Origin of the sequence: Nonomuraea sp. NPDC049625 (genome assembly GCF_040675285.1) — a bacterium.
Lineage (GTDB): Bacteria > Actinomycetota > Actinomycetes > Streptosporangiales > Streptosporangiaceae > Nonomuraea > Nonomuraea angiospora_A.
Genome location: NZ_JBFAOQ010000008.1, coordinates 116,436 through 138,079, shown reverse-complemented (window position 1 = coordinate 138,079; position 21,644 = coordinate 116,436). Strand labels below are relative to the sequence as shown.

17 protein-coding genes are annotated in these 21,644 nt (G+C 71.9%); 9 read left to right on the top strand and 8 right to left on the bottom strand.

Translation table 11 applies throughout. From position 1 onward, the window contains the following. Nucleotides 1-197 precede the first annotated feature (197 nt). Nucleotides 198-2,339 carry an AAA family ATPase gene (locus tag AB0J87_RS32585; RefSeq protein ID WP_363971280.1) on the top strand — a complete coding sequence of 714 codons (2,142 nt, stop codon included), beginning with the start codon at nt 198-200 and terminating at the stop codon, nt 2,337-2,339. Here AB0J87_RS32585 and AB0J87_RS32580 read toward each other — a convergent pair. Continuing rightward, entirely contained in the window at nt 2,288-2,782 is a 495-nt protein-coding gene (locus tag AB0J87_RS32580; protein ID WP_363971278.1) for a hypothetical protein, read from the bottom strand. The two genes, AB0J87_RS32585 and AB0J87_RS32580, sit on opposite strands and share 52 nt — an antisense overlap. A gap of 285 nt (nt 2,783-3,067) precedes the next feature. On the opposite strand from AB0J87_RS32580, the gene AB0J87_RS32575 reads away from it, so the two are divergent. Both AB0J87_RS32575 and AB0J87_RS32570 read left to right on the top strand, forming a co-directional pair. Next, on the top strand, nt 3,068-4,294 hold the full coding sequence (locus tag AB0J87_RS32575) for a cytochrome P450 (RefSeq protein ID WP_363971276.1): 1,227 nt from the start codon (nt 3,068-3,070) through the stop codon (nt 4,292-4,294). Between the two features lie 72 nt (nt 4,295-4,366). Further along, entirely contained in the window at nt 4,367-5,416 is a 1,050-nt protein-coding gene (locus AB0J87_RS32570) for an aldo/keto reductase (protein WP_363971274.1), read from the top strand. A 28-nt stretch (nt 5,417-5,444) separates the two neighbouring features. Here AB0J87_RS32570 and AB0J87_RS32565 read toward each other — a convergent pair whose 3' ends face one another. The 5 genes from AB0J87_RS32565 to AB0J87_RS32545 form a co-directional block, all read right to left on the bottom strand. Then, complete coding sequence (locus AB0J87_RS32565; protein WP_363971272.1) at nt 5,445-6,065, bottom strand: hypothetical protein; 621 nt, start codon at nt 6,063-6,065, stop codon at nt 5,445-5,447. Then, nucleotides 6,052-7,596 carry a VWA domain-containing protein gene (locus tag AB0J87_RS32560; RefSeq protein WP_363971270.1) on the bottom strand — a complete coding sequence of 515 codons (1,545 nt, stop codon included), beginning with the start codon at nt 7,594-7,596 and terminating at the stop codon, nt 6,052-6,054. Before AB0J87_RS32560 ends, AB0J87_RS32565 begins: the two co-directional genes overlap by 14 nt. Further along, nucleotides 7,593-8,735, bottom strand: a complete 1,143-nt coding sequence (locus tag AB0J87_RS32555; protein WP_363971268.1) for a toxic anion resistance protein — start codon at nt 8,733-8,735, stop codon at nt 7,593-7,595. The genes AB0J87_RS32560 and AB0J87_RS32555 overlap by 4 nt, the downstream gene beginning before the upstream one ends. 16 nt (nt 8,736-8,751) lie before the next feature. After that, complete coding sequence (locus tag AB0J87_RS32550) at nt 8,752-9,834, bottom strand: hypothetical protein (protein ID WP_363971266.1); 1,083 nt, start codon at nt 9,832-9,834, stop codon at nt 8,752-8,754. Nucleotides 9,835-9,938: 104 nt separating this feature from the next. Continuing rightward, nucleotides 9,939-10,880 (bottom strand): DMT family transporter, encoded by a 942-nt coding sequence (locus AB0J87_RS32545; protein WP_363971264.1) that lies wholly within the window; start codon nt 10,878-10,880, stop codon nt 9,939-9,941. Nucleotides 10,881-10,985: 105 nt separating this feature from the next. On the opposite strand from AB0J87_RS32545, the gene AB0J87_RS32540 reads away from it, so the two are divergent. The 6 genes from AB0J87_RS32540 to AB0J87_RS32515 all read left to right on the top strand — a co-directional run bounded on the left by AB0J87_RS32540 (nt 10,986) and on the right by AB0J87_RS32515 (nt 20,118). Next, complete coding sequence (locus tag AB0J87_RS32540; protein WP_363971262.1) at nt 10,986-11,582, top strand: helix-turn-helix domain-containing protein; 597 nt, start codon at nt 10,986-10,988, stop codon at nt 11,580-11,582. Beyond that, nucleotides 11,582-13,318, top strand: a complete 1,737-nt coding sequence (locus tag AB0J87_RS32535; protein ID WP_363971260.1) for an ABC transporter ATP-binding protein — start codon at nt 11,582-11,584, stop codon at nt 13,316-13,318. The genes AB0J87_RS32540 and AB0J87_RS32535 overlap by 1 nt, the downstream gene beginning before the upstream one ends. Beyond that, nucleotides 13,315-15,267, top strand: coding sequence for an ABC transporter ATP-binding protein (locus AB0J87_RS32530; protein ID WP_363971258.1), 1,953 nt, complete (start codon nt 13,315-13,317; stop codon nt 15,265-15,267). The genes AB0J87_RS32535 and AB0J87_RS32530 overlap by 4 nt, the downstream gene beginning before the upstream one ends. 95 nt (nt 15,268-15,362) lie before the next feature. Continuing rightward, on the top strand, nt 15,363-16,943 hold the full coding sequence (locus AB0J87_RS32525) for an AMP-binding protein (protein WP_363971256.1): 1,581 nt from the start codon (nt 15,363-15,365) through the stop codon (nt 16,941-16,943). 92 nt (nt 16,944-17,035) lie between these two features. After that, nucleotides 17,036-19,339, top strand: a complete 2,304-nt coding sequence (locus tag AB0J87_RS32520; protein WP_363971254.1) for a CoA transferase — start codon at nt 17,036-17,038, stop codon at nt 19,337-19,339. A gap of 8 nt (nt 19,340-19,347) precedes the next feature. Continuing rightward, nucleotides 19,348-20,118 (top strand): enoyl-CoA hydratase-related protein, encoded by a 771-nt coding sequence (locus AB0J87_RS32515; protein ID WP_363971252.1) that lies wholly within the window; start codon nt 19,348-19,350, stop codon nt 20,116-20,118. Here AB0J87_RS32515 and fdxA read toward each other — a convergent pair whose 3' ends face one another. Both fdxA and AB0J87_RS32505 read right to left on the bottom strand, forming a co-directional pair. Continuing rightward, a complete protein-coding gene (gene fdxA / locus AB0J87_RS32510) occupies nt 20,119-20,460 on the bottom strand; it encodes a ferredoxin (RefSeq protein WP_363971250.1) in 342 nt (113 codons plus the stop codon). It lies immediately after the preceding gene. A 15-nt stretch (nt 20,461-20,475) separates the two neighbouring features. Next, nucleotides 20,476-21,450 (bottom strand): NAD(P)/FAD-dependent oxidoreductase, encoded by a 975-nt coding sequence (locus AB0J87_RS32505; protein WP_350727472.1) that lies wholly within the window; start codon nt 21,448-21,450, stop codon nt 20,476-20,478. Between the last annotated feature and the right edge of the window lie 194 nt (nt 21,451-21,644).

The following is a 21,644-nucleotide window of genomic DNA, read 5'->3' as shown; positions in this document are numbered from 1 at the left end:
CGATTCATCGAAATCAAGTGTCCGGCAAATTTGTGGGTTCGCATTGGCAAAATGGTGTCAGGACGGGCTTTTGCCGGGGAAATGAGAATATGCGACTCCGGCGGCTCCGGACGGCTGTGCCGGGAAACGGGCCAGGAATACTCTGGGGTGTGGAGGCTTGGCGCCGTTCGGTGTCTCACGGGAGTGGCAGGGCCCTCATGACATTTTTGTTGGATAAATCCACCTTCATTGGGCGAAGGTGGGAACTGTCGGCGGCGCGCAAGGCGCTGGCGAGGACGCGGCTGCTCACCCTGACCGGCCCCGGCGGGGTCGGCAAGACCCGGCTGGCGCTCAGGCTCGCGGACAACCTGCGGAACAAGTACCGGGACGGCGTCGAGGTGATCGAGCTCGCCACCCTGGAGACCGGCGAGCTGCTGGAGCCGGCGGTGGCGGAGGCCCTGGGGTTGCGCGGAGTTCACCCGGATCCCATGGGGCTGCTGGTGGAGCACCTGTCCAACAGGCGGATGCTGCTGGTCCTGGACAACTGCGAGCACCTGGACATGCTCTGCGCGCACTTCGTGGAACGGCTGCTGCACGCCACACCCCGCCTGCGGGTCCTGGTGACCAGCAGGCACTCGCTGGGCGTGCTCGGCGAGCAGGTGCTCCCGGTCCCGCCGCTGTCCGTACCCGATCCCGTCCAGGTACTCCACGGGAGCCAGGCCGGCCCGGCGCCCCACGAGGAGGCGCCGGCCGGCCCGCAGACGCCCAGCCGCACCGTACGGGAGGCCGCCAGACACGACTCGGTGCGCCTGTTCGTGGAGCGCGCGGCGCACGTCGTGCCGGGCTTCTCCCTGAACGCGGGCAACCTCGCCTGCGTGGTGCGGCTGGTGCGGCGGCTGGAGGGGATCCCGCTGGCGATCGAGCTGGCCGCGGCCCGGCTGCGCACCCTGTCGCTGGAGGAGCTCGCGTACGAGCTGGACCAGCGCTTCGACGTGCTGGCCACCGGCGGCCCCATGGCCCTGCCGCGGCACCAGACGCTGCGGGCGACCATCCAATGGAGCTTCCGGCTGTGTTCGCCCGAGGAGCGGCGGCTGTGGGCCCGGCTGTCGATGTTCGCCGGAGGGGTCGATCTGGACACCGCGGAGACGGTGTGCGCGGGCGAGGGCATCGATCCGGCCGACGTGCTCGACCTTCTGGCCGGGCTGGTGGACAAGTCGGTCCTGTACCGGGGCGGGCTCGGCTTCCGCATGCTGGAGAGCCTGCGCGCGTACGGCTGCGAGCAGCTGACGCCCGCCGAGCGGCAATGGCTGCGCAGGCGCTTCGTCGGCCACTACCGCGAGCTGACGGAGACGCACCGGACCGACCAGTTGGTGTCCGACCAGCTGGATCGGTACCTGGCCCTGCGCCAGGAGCTGCCCAACATCCGCGTCGCGCTCCAGGCGTGCCTGAACGAGCCCGCGCTGGCGCCCCTGGGCCTGGGCACCGCGTCCGCGATGTGGTGCTTCTGGGTGCTCGCCGGCGCGCTCACGGAGGGCCGCTACTGGATCGAGCGCGGCCTGGAGCTGGTGCCGGAGCCCGGCCGGGCCAGGGCGACGGCACTCTGGGCGGACAGCATGCTCGCCCTGCGCCAGGGAGACCTCGACGCGGCGATGCCGCTGCTGGAGGACTGCCGGGCCCTCGCCGGCAGATCGGGGAACGAGGACCTCGTGCCGTACGCCGTCCGGACCGCGGGCGTGGCCGCCTGCACCGCCGGCGACACCCGGCGCGGCCTCGCGCTGCTGCGCGAGTCGCTCGCGCTCCACCGGTCCCTGAACGACATGGACGGGCTCATGTTCAACCTCTACTTCGCGGCCGCGTACGGATCGACCGAGGATCCCGGCCTGGCCGCGGAGTTCGGCGAGGAACTGCTGGCCCTGAGCGAGTCCCACCATGCGCTGGTGTCACGCGGGTACGCCCAGTTCGCGCTCGGCGTCGCGCGGTGGAACCTGGGCGACTACGAGCAGGCCGAGGCGCTCCTGACGTCGGCCGCGCGGTTCACCGGAGAGATCGACGACCGGTGGTGCCTCACCCAGTGCCTGGAAGTGCTGGCCTGGATCGCCGGAGCCCGGGACGAGCACGAGAGGGCCGCCGAACTCCTCGGCGCGGCGCACGCGTTGTGGCAGGCGGCGGGCGCCTCACCCGAACGGCTCTGCTACCACGCGGCCTGGCACGAACGCTGCACGCGGCAGGCCCGCCACGCCCTCGGGAAACCGGCGTTCACATCCGCCTTCCGCCACGGGACGAAGCTCGGGGTCGACCGCGCCGTCACCTACGCGATCCGGCCTCCCGAGGCCCAACCGGAGTTGCGGCACCTGTCCTGAGCGTTCATCGGGATCTCGAACCAGAAGGCATGGCCCGCGGCGCCCCAGCAGCAGGCCAGCCGCCGGAACACCCGCAGATCATGCGGCACCGGCGCGTCGTCCGCGGCCTCCGCCTCGACCTCGCAGCGCAGCACGCCGTCGGTGGCCCAGACGGTCAGCCGGTACGGCCCGGGAGCGTGCTCCTCGACGTCGGCGACCAGCTGTTCCACCAGCAGCTCGGCGGCCTCTGCCAGCCCGTCGAGCCCCCATGAGGCCAGCCGGGCGTGGATGAGAGGCCGCGCCCGCGTGTCCGGTGACAGCGACCAGGTGGCGACCCGCTCACCCGGAACCTCGCTCTCGTCGGAGCCCAGGGCCCTGGACTTGATCCAGTCCCAGGCCCGGCTCAGGACGCTCAGGTCGAGATGGTGTCCGGCGCCGTGGTTCATGAAGGCGTGGTCGTTCATGCGGGACTCCCACATGCGAGTCGATGGGCGGCGTATGCGGATGGGCACCGTGGCCGGTGCTTGCACATGGTTGATGTTGTCCTCGTTCCTCGATGGTGTTGTCGATGGATCCAGCGTGCGTACGGCGGCGCCGCGAGCGGCACGGGAGGGATACCCGGATGACTACCTAGCCGTCGAACGTAAGTACGTAGTCCCGGGTGTCTACGTTCTGTCAACGGCCCGCATATCGCCCATGAGTAACGTTTCCCCCCGCGAATTCACTGATCGAAGCAATGGGGGATTGCCTTGTCTGATTCCGCGCCCAGAGAATCCGGGCCGGCGCCGTTCACCGCGATTCGCGGTAACGAGCGGCACCACATTTACGCGGATCTCGCCGCCAGGGGGCCCGTCCACCCGATCACGACGCCGGCCGGCACGCAGGCGTGGCTGGTGACCGGCTACGCCGAGACCAGGGCGCTGCTGTCCGACCCGCGGCTGGTCAAGGGCGGCTGGACGTCGGGCGCGTACGCGCACCAACTGCCCCAGGACGTCGCGCGCGGCATCCACACGACCATGCTCAACAGCGACCCGCCGGACCACCCGCGGCTGCGCAGGCTGGTGACCTCGACGTTCACCCGCCGCAGGGTCGAGAAGCTCGTCCCGCGGATCCAGCAGCTCACCGACGACCTGCTCGCCGAGGCCGACGGCCGGGGGACCGTCGATCTCATCTCGGCGCTGGCCTACCCGCTGGCGATCGGCGTGATCTGCGAGCTGATCGGCATCCCCGAGGCGGAGCGGGCCGATTTCCGCGAATGGACCCTGCCGGCCGTTTCCCCCGGCATCTACAGCTACGAGGAATTCCACGCGGCAGTCGCCTCGCTGCTCGCCTACAGCCGCGAACTGATCGGGAAGAAGCGCCGCGACCCGCAGGACGACCTGCTGTCCGACCTGATCGCGGCCCGCGACGACGGCGAGGGACTCAGCCAGGACGAGCTGACGTCGATGATCTTCCTGCTGGTGATCGCCGGCCACGAGACGACGGTGAACCTCATCGGGAACGGCATGCGCTCCCTGCTCACCCACCCCGGCCAGCTCGCCCTGCTCCGCAAGCGCCCCGAGCTCCTCGACCCGGCGATCGAGGAGCTCCTGCGCCATGACGGGCCCGTGCAGACCACCCTGTCGTACCGCACCGTGGAGCCCGTCGAGGCCGGCGGGGTGAGGCTCCCGGCGGGCTCGGTCGTGTACTTCGCCCTGGTCGCCGCCAACCGCGACCCGCGGGTCTTCCCCATGGGGGCCGCGCTGGACGTCACCCGGGAGGCCCCGAAGCACGTCGCCTTCGGGCACGGCATCCACTACTGCGTCGGCGCGCCGCTCGCCCGGGTCGAGGCCCGCATCGCGTTCCGCACGCTGCTCGACCGCTTCCCCGACCTTCGCCTGGCGGTGCCCGCGGAGAGCCTGACCCGGACGCCGTCACTGCTCATGAACGGCCTGTCCGCCCTCCCCGTCCACCTGCGGCTCCCGGCGGCCGCTTGATCTAGAGTCGGCTCTAGCCCGTAGGCTCCGACGCGCGCCCAGCACCCCATCCACATCGCTAGGAGTCTGATCATGCGTTACCGCGTCCTCGGCGGCACGGGCATCGAGGTGAGCGTCCACTGTCTCGGCGCCATGATGTTCGGCGCGGTCGGCAACCCCGACCACGACGACTGCGCCCGCATCATCCACCACGCCCTCGACCAGGGCATCAACTTCATCGACACGGCCGACATGTACTCGGCGGGCGAGTCCGAGGAGATCGTGGGCAAGGCGCTGCGGGGCCGCCGTGACGACGTCGTGCTCGCCACGAAGGTGCACTTCCCGATGGGGGAGGGGCCGAACCGGGGCGGCAACTCGCGGCGCTGGATCCTCAAGGAGGTCGAGGAGAGCCTCAAGCGGCTCCAGACCGACTGGATCGACCTCTACCAGGTGCACCGGCCCGACCACACGACCGACATCGAGGAGACGCTCGACGTGCTGGGCGACCTCGTCGGGCAGGGCAAGATCCGGGCGTTCGGCTGCTCGACGTTCCCCGCGGAGGACATCGTCGAGGCGCACCACGTGTCCGAGCGCCGCGGCCTGCGGCGCTTCAGGACCGAGCAGCCGCCGTACTCGCTGCTCGCCCGCGGCGTCGAGGCCGACGTGCTGCCCGTGTGCCGGCGGTACGGCATGGGCGTGCTGACCTGGAGCCCGCTCGCGTCCGGCTTTTTGACCGGCCGGTTCAGGAAGGGGCAGCCCATCGACCTGACCACCGGCCGTGCCTCGCTCAGCCCGAACCGCTTCGACCCCTCCATCCCCGAGAACGCCACCAAGCTCGAGGTGGTGGAGGAGCTGATCGAGCTCGCGACGGACCTCGGCTGCTCGCTGCCCGAGCTCGCGGTCGCCTTCCCCGCGGCGCACCCGGCCGTCACCTCGGTCATCATCGGCCCCCGCACCATGGAGCAGCTGGAGGCGACGCTCAAGGGAGCCGCGCTCACCCTCGACGACCGGACCCTCGACCGCATCGACGAGATCATCCCGCCGGGCACCGACCTCTACCGCGCCGACGGCGCCTGGCGCCGCCCGGCGCTGACGGACACCGCCCGCCGGCGCCGCCTGCCCGCCGACCGGTCCGCAGGCTGAACCCACGAGCCCAGGAGCCCACAAGCGCTCAGCTCAGGTCCAGCTCTGAGCCGCCGAACTTGTCCCGCAGGAACCGGCCCTGATCGCGCAGCGCCTGCTCGTCCCCCCGGTGGATGGCCTCGGCCACCTTGCGCAGCTGGACGTCGAGCAGGCCGAGCTGGGCGAGCAGCTCCTCGTGCGCGCTGCGCTCCCGCCCGCCGCGGCGGGTGAGGGCGTAACCGCGCGGCAGGTTCGCGTACGCCTCCAGGCTGGCGGGCAGGTACAGCCGGATCGTCTGCGACACCACGTGCAGCTGGTCGGGGGAGGCGGTGAGCTGCTCGGCGCGGTCCAGCACGCCCCTCAGGACCTCGGCCAGCGCGTCCACGGCCGCGTGCACGTCGCCGGGGAAGCGCCCGCCGATCCGCCGCAGCAGCTCGTCCAGGTCGGCCCTGAGCGCCCGCGTCTCCACCTCGGCGTGCGAGATCGTCAGCCGGACCCGGTCCGGCGGGGCCAGCAGCGCGCCCACCCCGTACAGCGCCACCACGACCACCGGCCAGAACGCGCCCGCCACACCCAGGAAGTGGGCCACCAGGCCGAGCAGCGCAAGACAGGAGCCGGCGATGTTCCGGTTCGAGCCCAGGTAGCGCAGGACGCGCTCACTGATAGCCACGGATCTCCTTGAACGCGCTGCTCAGCGACGTCTTGCGGGCGTCGAACACAGCGCCGCCGGTCAGCTCGGCGACCTTGCGCATCTCCTCGACGTCGCTCTCGCCGAACAGCACCACGAACGCCGGCGCCCGCCGGTCCTCCGGCAGCGCCCGGTAACGGGCCTCGAAGGCGGCGTAGTCGGAGCCGTCGGTGTTGTCGCCGTCGGTCATGAGCACGACCGAGGTGTAGTGCCCGGGCGTCACCGGACGCTCGTAGGCGGCGGTCAGGCTGTCGTAGATCGCGGTGCCGCCGCCCGCGGACAGCCCTTCCGCGAACGCCTTGATCTGGGCGAGCACCGGCTGCGGGTCGCGTTCGGGCACGGTGAACGGGACCGGCCGCATCGGCGCGTTGCTGAACGGGATCATCGTGACGGCCTCGCGGTTGCTGAAGCGCGAGAACGCGCCGGAGGCGGAGGTGTCGGCGCCGGTCAGGGCGACCAGCGCCTGCCGCAGCGCGTCGATCCGCTCGCCCGCCATCGAGCCCGAGGTGTCCAGCACGAACCGCGTCTCCGCCGGGACCCGCACCTGGTTGAGGTAGGTGGCGATCAGCTCGTCGGCGGTGCTGCGCCGGTTGGGGAACGGCAGCTCGATCAGCTGCCTGCCGCCGAAGCGCGGGTCCGGGGCCACGCCCGGCGTGATCGGCCGGCGGTGGGTGCCGGTCATGATGTCCTTCTGCACGGCGGGGCTGCGCAGCCAGGCGGTGAGCTTGCCGTACAGGGCCTTCTTGGGTTCGGGGGCCGAGGCGAGCAGCGTGAGCGGGTAGTCGGCGGTCACCACGCCGTCGGACGGGTAGACGAGCGTCAGCGGCTCGCGCATCCCCAGCAGGACCGACTCGTAGTTGACCATGCCGTCCACGCGCCGGTCGCGGGCGTAGGCGTCGGCCAGCCACCCCGACGAGCCGGCCGTCAGGCGCTGCGCCGAGAAGAACTCCTTCAGCCGCGGCGTCACCGACGCCACCTGCTCGGCGCTGAGCGCGCCGTCCGCGTCCGACAGCGCCGCGGCCACCCCGACCAGGGCGGAGAAGCCGGAGTTGGAGGAGGCGGGGTTCGTCATGGCGAAGCCGAACCTGCCCTCCTTGGCCGCCCGCGCGATGCCGGCCCAGGTGACCTGCTTGCCGTCCCAGCCGAGCTCGCGGGCCTTGGCGGGCTTCAGCCCCAGCACGACGGGGGAGATCATGATCTTGGACTGGGTGGACAGCCTGGCCTGCGCGCCGTCGATCAGGGACAGGTAGCGGTTGGAGGAGAACCAGACCGCGTCCAGCCGGCCGTCGGCGCGGCCGCTCGCGACCTGCTCGGCGCCGTCGAGCGTGCCGGTGTAGGTGAGCCGCACCTTGACGCCGGCCTCCGCCTCGGCCCGCCGCAGCAGCGGCTCGAGGTCCTTGATCTCGCTGCCGGCCAGCACGCGGAGCACGTCGGGCGCGTCGGCGGGCTCCTCGCCCCCGCCGCAGCCCGCCAGCAGGCCGGCGAGCAGGACGAGAGACAGCGCCCGTCTCATCGCTCGCCCTCCCGGGCCCGCTCCAGGTACGCCTTGGCGTGCCCCAGCTCGGCGGACAGGCTGTCGACGGTGACCGCCATGTTGTCCACGGCCTTCGACCGGAACGCGTCGATCATGTCCATCGTGGCGTAGACGTTGTCGAACGCCTGCCGCAGCGTGTCCAGGTCCACGGTCGTCGAGGCCGCCTGGTTCTGGATCGCGCCCGCCTGGGTGCGCAGCATCTCGCTGGTGGCCAGGATCAGGTCACCGGTCGTGGCGTTCAGCGCGGTGATCTGGTCGAGCACCAGCTTCTGGTTCGCCAGCGCCTGCGCGACCGTCACCGCCGTGCGCAGCGCCGCGACCGTGGTCGTGGTGGCGCGGTCCACGCCCTTGCTCAGCTCCAGGTTGTTCTTGCGTACGAGGTCGAGCGCCAGGTAGCCCTGGGCCGACACGGCGAGCTGGGTGAGCAGGTCCTGATGGCGCTGGCGCACGGTGAACAGGGCGTCGGACCGCAGCGCCGTGGCCCGCTCCTCGTCGGCCAGCGCGATGCGCTCCTCAAGAGCGGCGTCCATCGCCTGGGCCAGGACCGCGTACTCCTGCAGCCGGGTCATCGTCTCCCACAGGTTCGCCTTCTCGCCCTCGATGGCGGCGTTGTCGCGCAGCAGCTCGTCCTGGCCGGACTTCAGCGCGCGGATGATGTCGTCGATGTGCTTCTGCGCGGACTGGTACTTGGCGAAGTAGTCGCGCAGCCGGTCGCCGAACGGGATGAGGCCCAGGAGCTTGCGCGTCCCGCTCGCCGCCTGCTTCGGGTCCAGGTCCACGACGGTACGGCGCAGCGCCACCAGCTCCTTGGCGACCCTGCCCTGGGCGTCGGCGCCCTCTCCCCGGGCCGCGTCCAGGGCGGCGACCGGCCGCTTGAGCATGCGGTTGGCCACCTGGGAGGCCGACTTGATCTCGGTGTCGCCCATCGAGGAGATGTCGTGCACCTTGCGGGAGAACTCGGGGGAGCGGTGGTCGAGCCCGCTCAGCTCGCCGGCGAAGTCGCGGGCCTTGGCGGCCAGCTCGGCGGCGCGCTCGCCGGCGATCGGCAGCATGGTGGCCGCCGTCTCGGCCGGGACCGGGGCGACCGGCTCGGGCGGCGTGAGCACCAGATCGGACACGTGCGGGATCTCCTTGCTAGGGCCGGGCTGAGTCGATGGTGGTGATGAGCTGGTCCAGCCGCTCGTACGTGGGCGGTTCGACGACGTCCACCAGCTCGGCCGCCGCGGGCGCGCCGGTCTTGGCGACCAGGCCGGCGAACGCCTGAGGGTCGGTGGTGCGGAAGCCGTACGCGGCCGCCAGGCCCTGCAGCTCGGCGTCCTTCGTGAGCAGCTGACCCACCCGGTCGCCCGGCTGGGTCAGCGGGACCAGCGTGTGCTTGCTGAGCACGGTCGGCGAGGGATAGATCAGCCGCATCTCGGGCTTGATCGCGCCGTCGCCGGCGAAGACGTGCGCCAGGTACTGCGCCTCGTAGACGACCAGCAGCGGCGTCTTGCCCGCGCCGAGCGCCAGGTAGTCGTCGAACGACGCCTCGCTGGTGGACTCGGAGAAGCCCTGGTCGAGCACGGCGGGGGCGATCATCGGGGCGATCTTGGCGATCTGGGCGTCGGAGGTGGGCACGTCCTCGCCGTTGGCGACATAGCCGATGGCCGACAGGTACATGGCGGCCGAGTTGGAGGTACGGATGTCGGTGGTGGTGAGGAGGACCCGCTTACGAGCCGGGTAAGCAGAATTGCCGGGAAGCTGATCCCAGCGAGTGCCTTTGCCTATTAAATCCAGATATTTCCTAATATCGAGGATTTGGTAACCTTTGCCGGAATTGCGGACCACGCCCGCCCCTGCCAGCAGCTTCGCGATCGGCTCGAACGTGGCCACCGCCATCGGCGAGTAGAACGGCGAATAGGTGGTGACCGCCTTGCGGTCGCGCTTGATCCGCTCGGCGGCGGGAACGCTGGAGGGGAAGGCGAAGGCGTAGCGGCTCAGGTCCACGTCGGTGACGATCTGCCGCGACCCCGCGGTGTCCACCTCGACCCGCAGCCCGTGCTTGGCGAAGGCCGCCTTGACCCGGGGGTCGTCGAAGAACGGCTTCTTCTCCGACCCGATGACCCCCCGCACCACCAGCGCCTCCGGGGCCTCGTCCGCCCGATTCCCCAAGAGGATCGCCACGACCGCCACCCCGGCCAGAACCGCCGCCAGAATGACACCGATCCAGCGCTTCATCGCATCCTGTTTCTAGAAATAACCCCCATGGCGGAATTATGGGATGGCGATTGCCGGGTCCGCGCGGTCAGAAAGGCGACCTTACGGCAGAATTCATCCCCCGTTCACGGCTGGGGCGCGGGGTGATCCACCGCGCCGGGGGCCTGCTCGGGCGGAGCGGGAACGGGACGGGGCGCGGCGCGCTGGGTGAGGGCGATGGCGGCGAGGATGACGACGGCGCCGACCGGCTGGTTCCAGCTGAGCCCCTCGCCCAGGATGGCCACGCCGGAGATCGCCGCGAAGACCGGCAGCAGGTAGGTGACCGTGGAGGTCGTGGTGACCCCCGCGCGGACCTGCACCCAGTAGAGCAGCAGGTACGCCAGCCCGGTGCCCAGCCCGCCGAGCCCGGCCAGGCTCCACCAGACCGCGGCGGGCGCGTGCGGGTCCACCAGCGGCACCCCGGCCAGCAGCGTGATCACGGCCAGCTGGACCGCGCCGCTGAGCAGCTGCCCGGCGGCCAGCACGACCGGCGGCTCGGGGCGCCGGCCGGTGATGAAGCGGCCCATGTAGGCGCCGCCGATCCCGTAGCAGGCCGCGGCGGCGAAGCAGGCCAGGCTGCCGCCGAGCTGCCCGCCGCCCATCGGCTGCCAGATCCCGAGCACGACCATGACGCCCGCGAAGCCGAGGCCGAGGCCCGCCACCCGGCCGGCGGTCGCCTTCTCGGTGCGCAGCAGCAGGGTGAAGGCGAGCGTGCAGAGCGGGGTGGTGGCGTTCCAGATGGCGGCGACCACGGAGGAGACGTACTGCTCGCCGTACGCGAAGAGGGTGAACGGCAGCGTGGTGAGCACGATCGAGGCGACCTGGAAGTGGCCCCACAGGCGCGGGTCGCGCGGCAGCCGCTTCCCGCCGAGCAGCACCGCCAGCAGGAGCACCAGCGCTCCGATGACCATCCGGCCGAAGGAGACCTGGAGCGGGTGGAGAGCCTCCACCGCGACCTTGATGAAGAAGAAGCTGTTGCCCCAGATGGCGGCGAGCAGCAGGAAACCGGGCAACCAAGGTTTGAGCACGGATGGAGCGTAGCGGTTGGTCCTGACGTATAACCATTTGAACGAGTGAGTACTCGCTCATTAGGATTGCCCGCTATGAACAGGAGGAGACGAAGAGTGCCGGCCATGGCGCCGGAAGACCGCCGTGCCGCGCTCATCGCCGCCACGCTCCCGCTGCTGCGCGAGTACGGCGCAGCGGTGAGCACCCGTCAGATCGCCGAGGCCGCGGGCGTGGCCGAGGGCACGATCTTCGGCGTCTTCCCCGACAAGGCCTCGCTGCTGCGGGCGACGCTCATGGTCGCGTTCGACTCGCGGCCGGCGGCGCAGGCGCTGGCGGGCATCGGCACGCGGGCCGAGCTGCGCACGCGGCTGAGCGAGGCGGTCGCGATGCTGCGGACGGGGATGAGGGCCAACATCAACCTCATGGCCGTGCCCAAGGAGCTGATGGCCGACGACGCCGAGTTCTTCAAGCAGATCATGGAGGGCCGGCGCCTGATCGTGGACGGGCTCGCCGCCCTGATCGAGCCCGACCGCGACCGGCTGCGCCGCTCGCCCGAGGCCACGGCGCAACTGCTGCTCGTGCTGATCGCGTCGAGCGAGCACCGCGGCTTCGGCCGGATCGGCGAGTTCGGCGACCTGGACGACGAGGAGATCGTCTCCGTTCTGCTCGACGGGCTGCTCGTGCGGCCCTCCCCCACCCCATCGACAGAAAGCGCCTCTTGATGCTGCTCCGTCTCCTGCGGGTCCAGCTCAGGCCGTACGGGAAAGAGATCACACTCGTGGTCCTCTTCCAGTTCGTGCAGACCCTGGCCACGCTCTATCTCCCCACCCTGAACGCCGACATCATCGACGACGGCGTCGTCAAGGGCGACACCGCAACCATCATGCGCATCGGGCTGGTGATGCTCGGTGTGACCCTCATCCAGATCGTCTGCTCGATCGTGGCCGTCTACTACGGTGCCCGGACCTCGATGGCCCTGGGCCGGGACCTGCGGGCCGCGATCTTCCGCCGGGTGCAGGACTTCTCCGCCCAGGAGGTCAACAGGTTCGGCGCCCCGTCCCTGATCACCCGGACCACCAATGACGTGCAGCAGATCCAGCTGCTCGTGCTGATGACGTTCACGATGATGGTGGCGGCGCCGATCATGTGCGTCGGCGGCATCGTGCTGGCGCTGCGCCAGGACGCGGCGCTGTCGTCGCTGCTGCTCGTCGTGCTGCCCGTGATGATCGTCATCGTGGGCGTGATCGTGGTGCTGATGCGCCCGCTCTTCCGCACGATGCAGGAGCGCATCGACCGGATCAACCAGGTGCTGCGCGAGCAGATCACCGGCATCCGGGTCATCAGGGCCTTCGTCCGCGACAAGCACGAGCGCGAGCGCTTCGGCGAGGCCAACGACCAGCTGACCGACGTGTCGCTGCGGGTCGGGCGGCTGATGGCGCTGATGTTCCCCTCCGTGATGCTGGTGGTGAACGTCTCCAGCGTCGCCGTGGTGTGGTTCGGCGGGCACCGCATCGCCGACGGGAGCATGCAGGTGGGCGCGCTGACCGCGGTCATCTCCTACCTGATGCAGATCCTCATGTCGGTGATGATGGCGATGTTCATGTTCATGATGATCCCGCGGGCGGAGGTCTGCGCCGAGCGCATCGAGGAGGTGCTCGACACCGAGCCGACCGTGCACCCGCCGAAGGCCCCCGTCACCCCGGACAGACATCTCGGCGAGCTGGAGCTGCGGTCCGTGGACTTCCGCTATCCGGGCGCGGAGGAGCCGGTGCTCTGCGGCGTGAGCTTCGAGGCGCGGCCCGGCCGTACCACCGCGATCATCGGCAGCACGGGCAGCGGCAAGACGACGCTGCTCAACCTCATCCCGCGCCTGTTCGACGCGAGCGCCGGCGAGGTGCTGGTGGACGGCGTCGACGTGCGCGAGCTCGACGCGGCCGCGCTCTCCCGGGCGGTCGGCCTGGTGCCGCAGTCGCCCTACCTCTTCTCCGGCACCGTCGCCTCCAACCTGAGGTACGGCAAGCCGGACGCGACCGACGAGGAGCTGTGGAAGGCCCTGGAGGTGGCCCAGGCCCGCGAGTTCGTCGAGGCGATGCCCGGCGGCCTCGACGAGCCGATCTCCCAGGGCGGCACGAACGTCTCCGGCGGCCAGCGCCAGCGCCTGGCCATCGCCAGGACCCTGGTGCACCGGCCCGAGATCTTCCTGTTCGACGACTCCTTCTCCGCCCTCGACTACGCCACCGACGCCCGGCTGCGCGCGGCGCTGGCCGAGGAGATCGCCGACGCCACGATCGTCATCGTGGCCCAGCGGGTGAACACCATCCGCGACGCCGACCGCATCCTCGTCCTCGACGACGGCCGCGTGGTCGGCAGCGGCACCCACGCCGAACTCATGACGACCTGCCCGACCTATCGGGAGATCGTGCTGTCCCAGCTCACCGAACAGGAGGCCGCGGCATGACGACCCAAGCGCCCGCGCGCCGGCCCCAGCCCAGTTTCGGGCCGGGCAGGATGATGTCCGGGCCCGCCGAGAAGGCCCTCGACTTCGGCGGCACGCTCCGCAGCCTGCTGCGGCTGCTGCGCCCCGAGCGCACGCTGCTGGCCGTCGTCCTGGCCCTCGGCACGGCCAGCGTCGCGCTGACCGTGACGGGCCCCAAGATCCTCGGCCACGCCACTGACCTGATCTTCGCCGGTATCATCGGGGCCCAGCTGCCCGCCGGGGCCACCAAGGAACAGGCCGTGGCGGGGCTGCGCGCCAACGGCCAGGGCACGTTCGCCGACCTGGTCTCGTCGATGAACGTGGTGCCCGGCCAGGGCATCGACTTCACCGCGCTGGCCCAGGTGCTGGCCTGGGTGCTGGCGATCTACGTGCTGGCGGCGCTGCTCGGCATCGTGCAGTTCCGGCTGACCACGACCGTCGTGCAGCGGGCGGCGTTCCGGCTGCGCGAGCGGATCGAGGCCAAGCTGGCGCGGCTGCCGCTGAGCTACTTCGACGGCCAGCCGCGCGGCGAGATCCTCAGCCGCGCCACCAACGACACCGACAACATCGCCCAGACGCTGCAGCAGACGATGAGCCAGCTCATCTCCTCGGTGCTGACGGTCGTGGCGGTGCTCGTGGTCATGTTCTGGATCTCGCCCGTCCTGGCCCTCATCGCGCTGGTCAGCGTGCCGGTGTCGGTCTACGTCACCACCGTCATCGGCAAGCGCTCGCAGCCGCAGTTCATCAAGCAGTGGTCCTCGACGGGCAAGCTCAACGGCCACATCGAGGAGATGTACGGCGGCCACACGCTGGTCAAGGTGTTCGGCAGGCAGAAGGAGGCCGCCGAGATCTTCGAGCAGCACAACGACGCCCTGTACACCTCCAGCTTCCGCGCCCAGTTCATCTCCGGGATCATCCAGCCGGCGATGATGTTCATCGGCAACCTCAACTACGTGCTGGTCGCCGTGGTGGGCGGGTTCAAGGTGGCCTCGGGCTCGATCTCGCTGGGCGACGTGCAGGCCTTCATCCAGTACTCGCGGCAGTTCAGCCAGCCGCTCACCCAGGTGGCCGGCATGGCGAACCTGGTGCAGTCGGGCGTCGCCTCGGCCGAGCGGGTCTTCGAGCTGCTGGAGGCTCCCGAGCAGTCGCCGGAGCCGGCCAAGCCGGAGCGGCCGGCGCAGGTCAGGGGCCGGGTGGCGTTCGAGAACGTGTCCTTCCGGTACGCGCCGGACCGGCCGCTGATCGAGAACCTGTCGCTGACCGTGGAGCCCGGCCAGACCGTGGCCATCGTCGGCCCCACGGGAGCGGGCAAGACGACGCTGGTCAACCTCATCATGCGCTTCTACGAGGTGACCGGCGGCCGCATCACGCTCGACGGCGTCGACGTCGCCGAGATGTCCAGGGAGGAGCTGCGCGCCAACATCGGCATGGTGCTGCAGGACACCTGGCTGTTCGGCGGCACCATGGCGGAGAACATCGGCTACGGGGCGGAAGGCGCCACCCGCGAGCGGATCGAGGCAGCCGCGGAGGCCGCCCACGTGGACCGCATCGCGCACACGCTGCCCGACGGCTACGACACGATGATCGACGAGGAGGGCGGGACGGTCAGCGCTGGCGAGAAGCAGCTGATCACGATCGCCCGGGCGTTCCTGTCCGAGCCGGCGATCCTGATCCTGGACGAGGCCACCAGCTCGGTCGACACCCGCACCGAGGTGCTCATCCAGCGGGCGATGAGCTCGCTGCGCGAGGGGCGCACCAGCTTCGTGATCGCCCACCGGCTGTCCACGATCCGCGACGCCAGCCTGATCCTCGTCATGGAGGACGGCCGGATCGTGGAGCAGGGCACGCACGAGTCGCTGCTGGCCGAGGGCGGGGCCTACGCCCGCCTGTACTCGGCCCAGTTCGCCGAGGCCGTCGTGGAGGTGGACTAGACGCGTTCCCCGGCGGCTCGCGGTCCGTACATCGATCCACCCGCCGTGGTCCCCGTGACGGCGGTGGGACATCCTGTCATCTCGTGAGGGAGAACATGGACGGTGCCACGGACGATGTCACGGCATCGCCGGAGACGATGCTCGACCTTCTGGAGCGCCGGGCGGCCGGCGCTCCGGAGGCGGAGCTCGTGCGGTTCGAGGGCGGCGCCTCGCTGCGGGTCGGCGAGTGCCTGGAGCGGGCGACCGCCGTCGCGGGCGGGCTCGCCGGCCTGGTGACGGGCGGAGACCGGGTCCTCACGTGCCTGCCGCCGGGGCCGCGGCTGGTCGAGGTGATGTTCGCCCTGGCCAGGCTCGGCGCCGTGGAGGTGCCGCTGGCCCTGGACGTACGGCTCGACGCGGCGCGGCGGCTGGCCGGGGCCGCCGGGGCGCGCGTGCTCATCGCCGGCACGGACGCCGTGCGCGCCAACCCCGGCCTGGTCGAGCTGGCCGCGGGGATGGACCGCGTGGTGCTCGTGACCGGGAGTGAGGCGGCCGAGCTGCCGGGCTCGGCCGATCTGGACGACCTGCTCGCCGCGCCGCACGGTCTTCCGGCGCGGCGGCCGGGGCCGGCGGACCCCGCCGTCGTCATGGCCACCTCGGGGACCACGGGCCGGTCCAAGGGAGCGCTGCTGCCGCACTTCGCCGGGGTCCGGCACGCCCGGCGGGTGGCCCGCACCATGGGCTACGAGGCGGGGGACGTGCTGCTCAACGTCTTCCCCTGGAACCACATCAACGTCCGGCACGCGGGCCTGCTGCCCGCGCTGATCTCCGGCGCCACGCTGGTGGCCCACCAGCGCTTCTCCGCCTCCCGGTTCTGGGAGATCTGCCGGCGGGAGGGGGTCACCGCGTTCAACTTCATGGGCGCCGTGGCGGCCATCCTGGAACGGGCGCCCGCCACCGGCTCCGACACCCTTCACCAGGTGCGCCGCGCCTACGGGGGACCGGCGCCGGAGGGCCTGTCGAGGCGGTTCCTGGAGCGGTTCGGCGTGCTGCTGCTGGAGGCGTACGCGTGCACCGAGCTCGGCGACGTGGCGGCGAGCACGCCCGGCACCCGGCGGCCGGGCGCGGCCGGGCGGCCCGTCCCGGAGTACGAGGTGGTGATCAGGGACGACGACGGCCTGCCGGTGCCGGCGGGCCGGATCGGGCAGATCACCGTCCGGCCCCGAGCGGAGTCGATGATCTTCAGTGGGTACGCGGGCGACCCCGCCGCCACCGGGAAGGCCCTGCGTGACGGCTGGTTCGTGACCGGGGACCGCGGCCGGCTCGACGACGACGGCTTCCTCCATTTCGCCGGCCGCCGCGCCGACGTCATCAGGCGGCGCGGCGAGAACATCCCGACCTGGGACGTCGAGCAGGCGGTGGCCGCGATGCCGGGCGTGCTCGACGTGGCCGCGGTGGGCGTGCCGTCGGAGCTGACCGAGGAGGAGGTGCTGGTGGCGGTGACCGCGGCGCCCGGGGCCACGCTCAGCCCGCCGCAGGTGCACGCTTGGTGCCTGGACCGGCTCCCGCGCCACGCCGTCCCCCGGTACGTGCGCGTGCTCGACGCCCTGCCGAGGAACGCCTCGACGAAGGTGGTCAAGGGCGACCTGCGCGACCAGGGGGTGCCGCCGGACGCGTGGGACGCCCGTACGGCCTGATCGCGCGGACCGCTGGACAGACCGGCAGGGTCGCGCCCCGGCGATCGCGCGCTCTAGCGTCGAGCCTCCGGCACACACGGGAGGAGACGAGGTTGCGGGTTCTCGACCTCACCGACGATCTGGCCTTCAACGGGGCGAGGCTGCTGGTCGGCCTCGGCGCCGACGTCGTACGCGTGGAGCGTCCACGGAGCCCGGGGCTGTCGCGGGCGGAGGCTCTGCACTGGCACGCGGGAAAGCGGGTCGTGAGCGCGCCGGTGAGCCCCGCCGCGCTCGACCGGCTCGCCGAGCAGGCGGACGTGATCATGGAGAGCGGCCCGTTCGGCGAGCTCCGCGGCGTCCGTACAAACTCCGGCACGGTCACGTCGCGCTGGCCGCGGGCCGTCCACGTCGTGGTCACGCCGTTCGGCACGACCGGCCCCCGGCGTGACTGGCGGGCCGACGATCTCGTGGCCGCGGCCGCCGGCGGCATGGCCTGGCTGGGCGGGAAGCCCGGCGGGCCGCCCAAGCCCCCTCCCCGCGAGCAGGCCACGCAGCTCGCGGGGGCGCACGCGGCCATCGCCGCGCTGCTCGGCCTCATCGCCCGCGACCGCATCGGGCAGGGCCAGCTCATCGACGTCTCCGCGCAGGAGGCGGTGGCCGCCACGCTGGAGACGGGCGCCATCGCCTGGATCCACGCGGGACGGTACCCGTCCCGCACCGGCGGCGTGTACGAACACGTGGCCCACCGGGTCTTCCGCGCCGCCGACGGCCACGTCGCGGGCGGCTACTCCGGCAGCGACCGGATGTGGACCGACCTGCTCGCCTGGATGGCGGAATCCGGCGAGGCGGAGGACCTGACGGAGGAGAAGTGGTCCGACCCCGTCTTCCGCTGGCGGGGGCGCGAGCACGTGGACGAGGTCGTGGCCAGGTTCGTCGCCGGGCGCTCCGCCGCCTCCCTCGCGGAGCAGGGACGGGCCCGGGCGCTGCCGTGGGCGGAGGTCTCCACGGCCACGAGCCTGACCGGCAACCCGCAGCTCGCCGAGCGCGGGTTCTTCGCCCGCGTCCTGGGCGCGGGCCTGCCCGAGGACGGCGTCACGGACGTCGGGTTCCCCTTCGCGGCCCTGCCCCGTCCGGTGCGCCTCACCGAGCCGCGACCCGCCCCCGCCGAGGCGCCCTGGCGGAGCGAACGCCCCCGGGGCCGTCGTGACGGCGTCCGCGGGCCCGGCGCGCGCCCGCTCGAAGGGCTCCGCGTCCTGGACCTGACCTGGGTGCTGGCCGGCCCGTACGCCACCAAGACGCTGGCCGAGCACGGCGCGGACATCATCAAGATCGAATCCCGGCACCGGCGCGATCCCACGCGCTTCGCCCCGTCCATGCGGCTGCGTCCGGATGCCGGGATCGACGACGGCGGCTACTTCGTCAACTTCAACCGCGGCAAGCGCAGCGTCGCCCTCAACCTGCGTACCGAACCCGGCCTCGAGGTGCTGCGGCGCCTGGCCGCCGAGTGCGACGTGGTCATCGAGAACTTCAGCCCCGGCGTCCTGGCCAGGTGGGGGCTGTCCTACGACCGGCTGGCGGAGCTGCGGCCGGGCGTCATCCTGGTGTCGATGGCCGGGGTCGGGCAGAGCGGCCCCTGGCGGAGCGCGGTGACCTTCGCCGACACGCTCGCCGCGATGTCCGGCCTCACCAGCGAGACCGCCGATCCCGGCGAGGCGCCGGAGGGGCTGACGTTCGGGCTGGGCGACATGGTGGCGGCCAACTCTGCCGTGCTCGCCGTCCTGGACCTGGTCGCGGGCGGGCGCGGCGGACACGTGGACCTCTCCCAGCTGGAGGCGATGGCCGCGTCGATGGGACCGGCCGTCCTGGAGGCGGAGCTCGGCGAACGCCACGCGGTGTCCCGGCCCAACCGGCACCCGCGCATGGTCCCGCACGGCGTCTACCCGGTCAGGGGCGACGACCGCTGGATCGCGCTGGCCGTACAGGGTGACGAGGAGTGGCGGCGGCTGGCCGCGCACGCCGGGCTGCCGCAGCCGGCCTTGGCGGACCTGGAGGAGCGGCGCCGCCACGAGGACGAGATCGACGCCGCGCTCGCGGCCTGGTGCGCGGAGCGCGACGGCGAGGCGCTGGCGGCCGAGCTGCAGGGGCTCGGCGTCGCCGCCGCCGTCGTCGCCACCGGCCGGGACCTGGTGGAGGCGGACGAGCACCTGGCCGCGCGCGGCTTCTACCCGGTGCTGGAGCACCCGCTCATCGGCCCGGTACGGCACGAGGGCATCGTGGTGCGCATGTCCGGCACCCCCGGAGCGCTGACGGCGCCCGCGCCGCTGCTGGGCGAGCACACCGACCGCGTGCTGAAGGGCCTGCTCGATCTGGACGACGAAGAGCTCGCCCGGCTGCGTGACGCCGGCGCACTGGAATAGGAGCGCAGATGACGAAATATCTGGATGTGCGGAGGGACGGGGGGACGGCGACGATCGTCATCGACCGGCCGCCCGCCAACGCCGTCGACCCGGCGTTGATCGAGGAGTTCCTGGAGGTGATCCCCCCGCTGGCCGAGGACACCTCGGTTCGCTGCCTGGTCATCCGCGGGACCGGCCGCTTCTTCGTCGCGGGGGCCGACATCGCCGTGATGCGAGACCTGTCCGTGGCCAACCACGTCAAGATGCGCCGCTGGGTCGAGGTCCAGCGCCTGCTCGAACGCGCGCCCAAGCCGGTGATCGCGGCGATGAACGGCCACGCTCTGGGCGGCGGGGCCGAGCTGTCGCTCGCCTGCGACCTGCGTATCCTGGCGGCTTCGGCGACCATCGGCTTCCCCGAGACGAGCCTGGGCCTCTTCCCCGGAGCGGGCGGCAGCCAGCGGCTGCCGCGCCTGCTCGGCCCGCATCGCGCCAAGCGCCTGATGATCGACGGCGCCCGCCTGTCCGCCGCCGAGGCCCTCGACCTGGGGCTGGTGGACGTGGTGGCGGACGACGACGACTTCGACCGCGTGGTGGCCGGGCACGCCGAGGACCTGGCGGCCCGGCCGACCACGACGATCGGCCTGCTCAAGCGCGTTGTGGAGGCCGGGTACGACCTGCCTCTCGACGACGCGCTGGAGCTGGAGTGGCAGGCGGTCCTGAAGCTGATCCACACCCAGGACGCCGCGGAGGGCCTCCAGGCGTTCCTGGACAAGCGCCCTCCGCGGTTCACCGGCCGCTGATCACGCGCCGTAGCCGGTCACCAGTGCGGTGTCGGCGTTGAGGTCGCCGACCTTGCGGGCGCCTCCCGGGGTGCCGAGAGGCGCGTCGCGGCCGGGCAGCACCTCGGCGAAGAACGCCTTGGCGTCGTCGAGGAAGAGCGTGCGCGTCTCGTCGCCCCGGGCGGTCCGGTCGACGAAGATCGCGTCCACCGGGCACTCCGGCTCGCACGCCCCGCAGTCGATGCACTCGGCGGGGTTGATGTAGCTCTTGCGGTCGCCGACGTAGATGCAGTCGACGGGACACACGTCCACGCACGCGCGGTCGTTGACGTCGACGCACGCGGGGCCGATGACGTAGCTCATGAATCTCTCCTGTGCTCAGACGCTTTCCGTGGAGTGCCCCGGGAAGAGGGACAGCTCGGGGTCCAGTTCGACGGCGGCGTTGTTCACCGCGGTGGCGACCTCGCCGAAGCCCACCGACATGAGGCGGACCTTGCCGTCGTACTCGGCGAGGTCGCCGGCCGCGTACACCCGGGGCAGGCCCGTACGCATGCGCTGGTCGACCAGGACGGACCTGCCGCGCAGCGACAGCCCCCAGCCGGCGAGCGGCCCCAGGTCGCTGATGAACCCGAGCGCGGCGATGACCGAGTCGGCGGGCACCGTCCTGTCGGCCTCGCCGCGCGTGCGCAGGTGCGCCCGCTCGACCCGCTCGGCGCCGGACAGGCCGACGACCTGGCTGTCGACGACGATGCGGACCCCCGCCGCGCGGGCGGCCGCGACGCCGCCGGCGTGCGCGCGGAACGCGGCCCGGCGGTGCACCAGCGTGACCGACCTGGCCAGCGGGGCCAGGGCCAGCGACCAGTCGACCGCGCTGTCCCCGCCGCCCACGACCACGACGTGGTGGCCGGCGTGCGCGGACGGGTCCGGCACGAAGTACGTCAGCCCCCGCCCGAGCCATTCCTCGCCGGCCGGCAGCGGCCGCGGGGTGAACGTCCCGATGCCCGAGGTGAGCACGACGGCCCCGGCGCGGACCGCCGTGCCGTCGGAAAGCACCACGACCGGCCTCGGGTCCGCGTCGCGGCGCAGCTCGACCGCCTGCCGCCCGAGCAGGTGGACCGGGTCGTACGCGGCCGCCTGGGCCGAGAGCGCCGCCACCAGCGAACGCCCGAGGACGCCGGGGACGCCGGCCACGTCCCGGATCTCCTTCTCCGGGTACAGGGCCGAGATCTGCCCGCCGACCTGGGGCAGCGCGTCGACGAGTACGGTGCGCAGACCGCGGAACCCGGCGCAGTAGGCGCCGTAGAGCCCGGTCGGCCCCGCTCCGATGATCGCGATATCGGTTTCGATCTCCAACGTCGCTCTCCTTTCCGGCCACGGAAGCTACACAGGGCCCGGGCGCCTGCCCGCGGGTCGCGGCCCGCTGACCGGAACACGGCTCGCTCAGCGGGACACGGTCCGCTGGGCGGGATGCCGCACTGGGCCGCTCGGCCCCGGGGGTGGTGAACTGCGTGTCGCGGCGCATCGGGAGCCGCGGACAAGCCATGGAA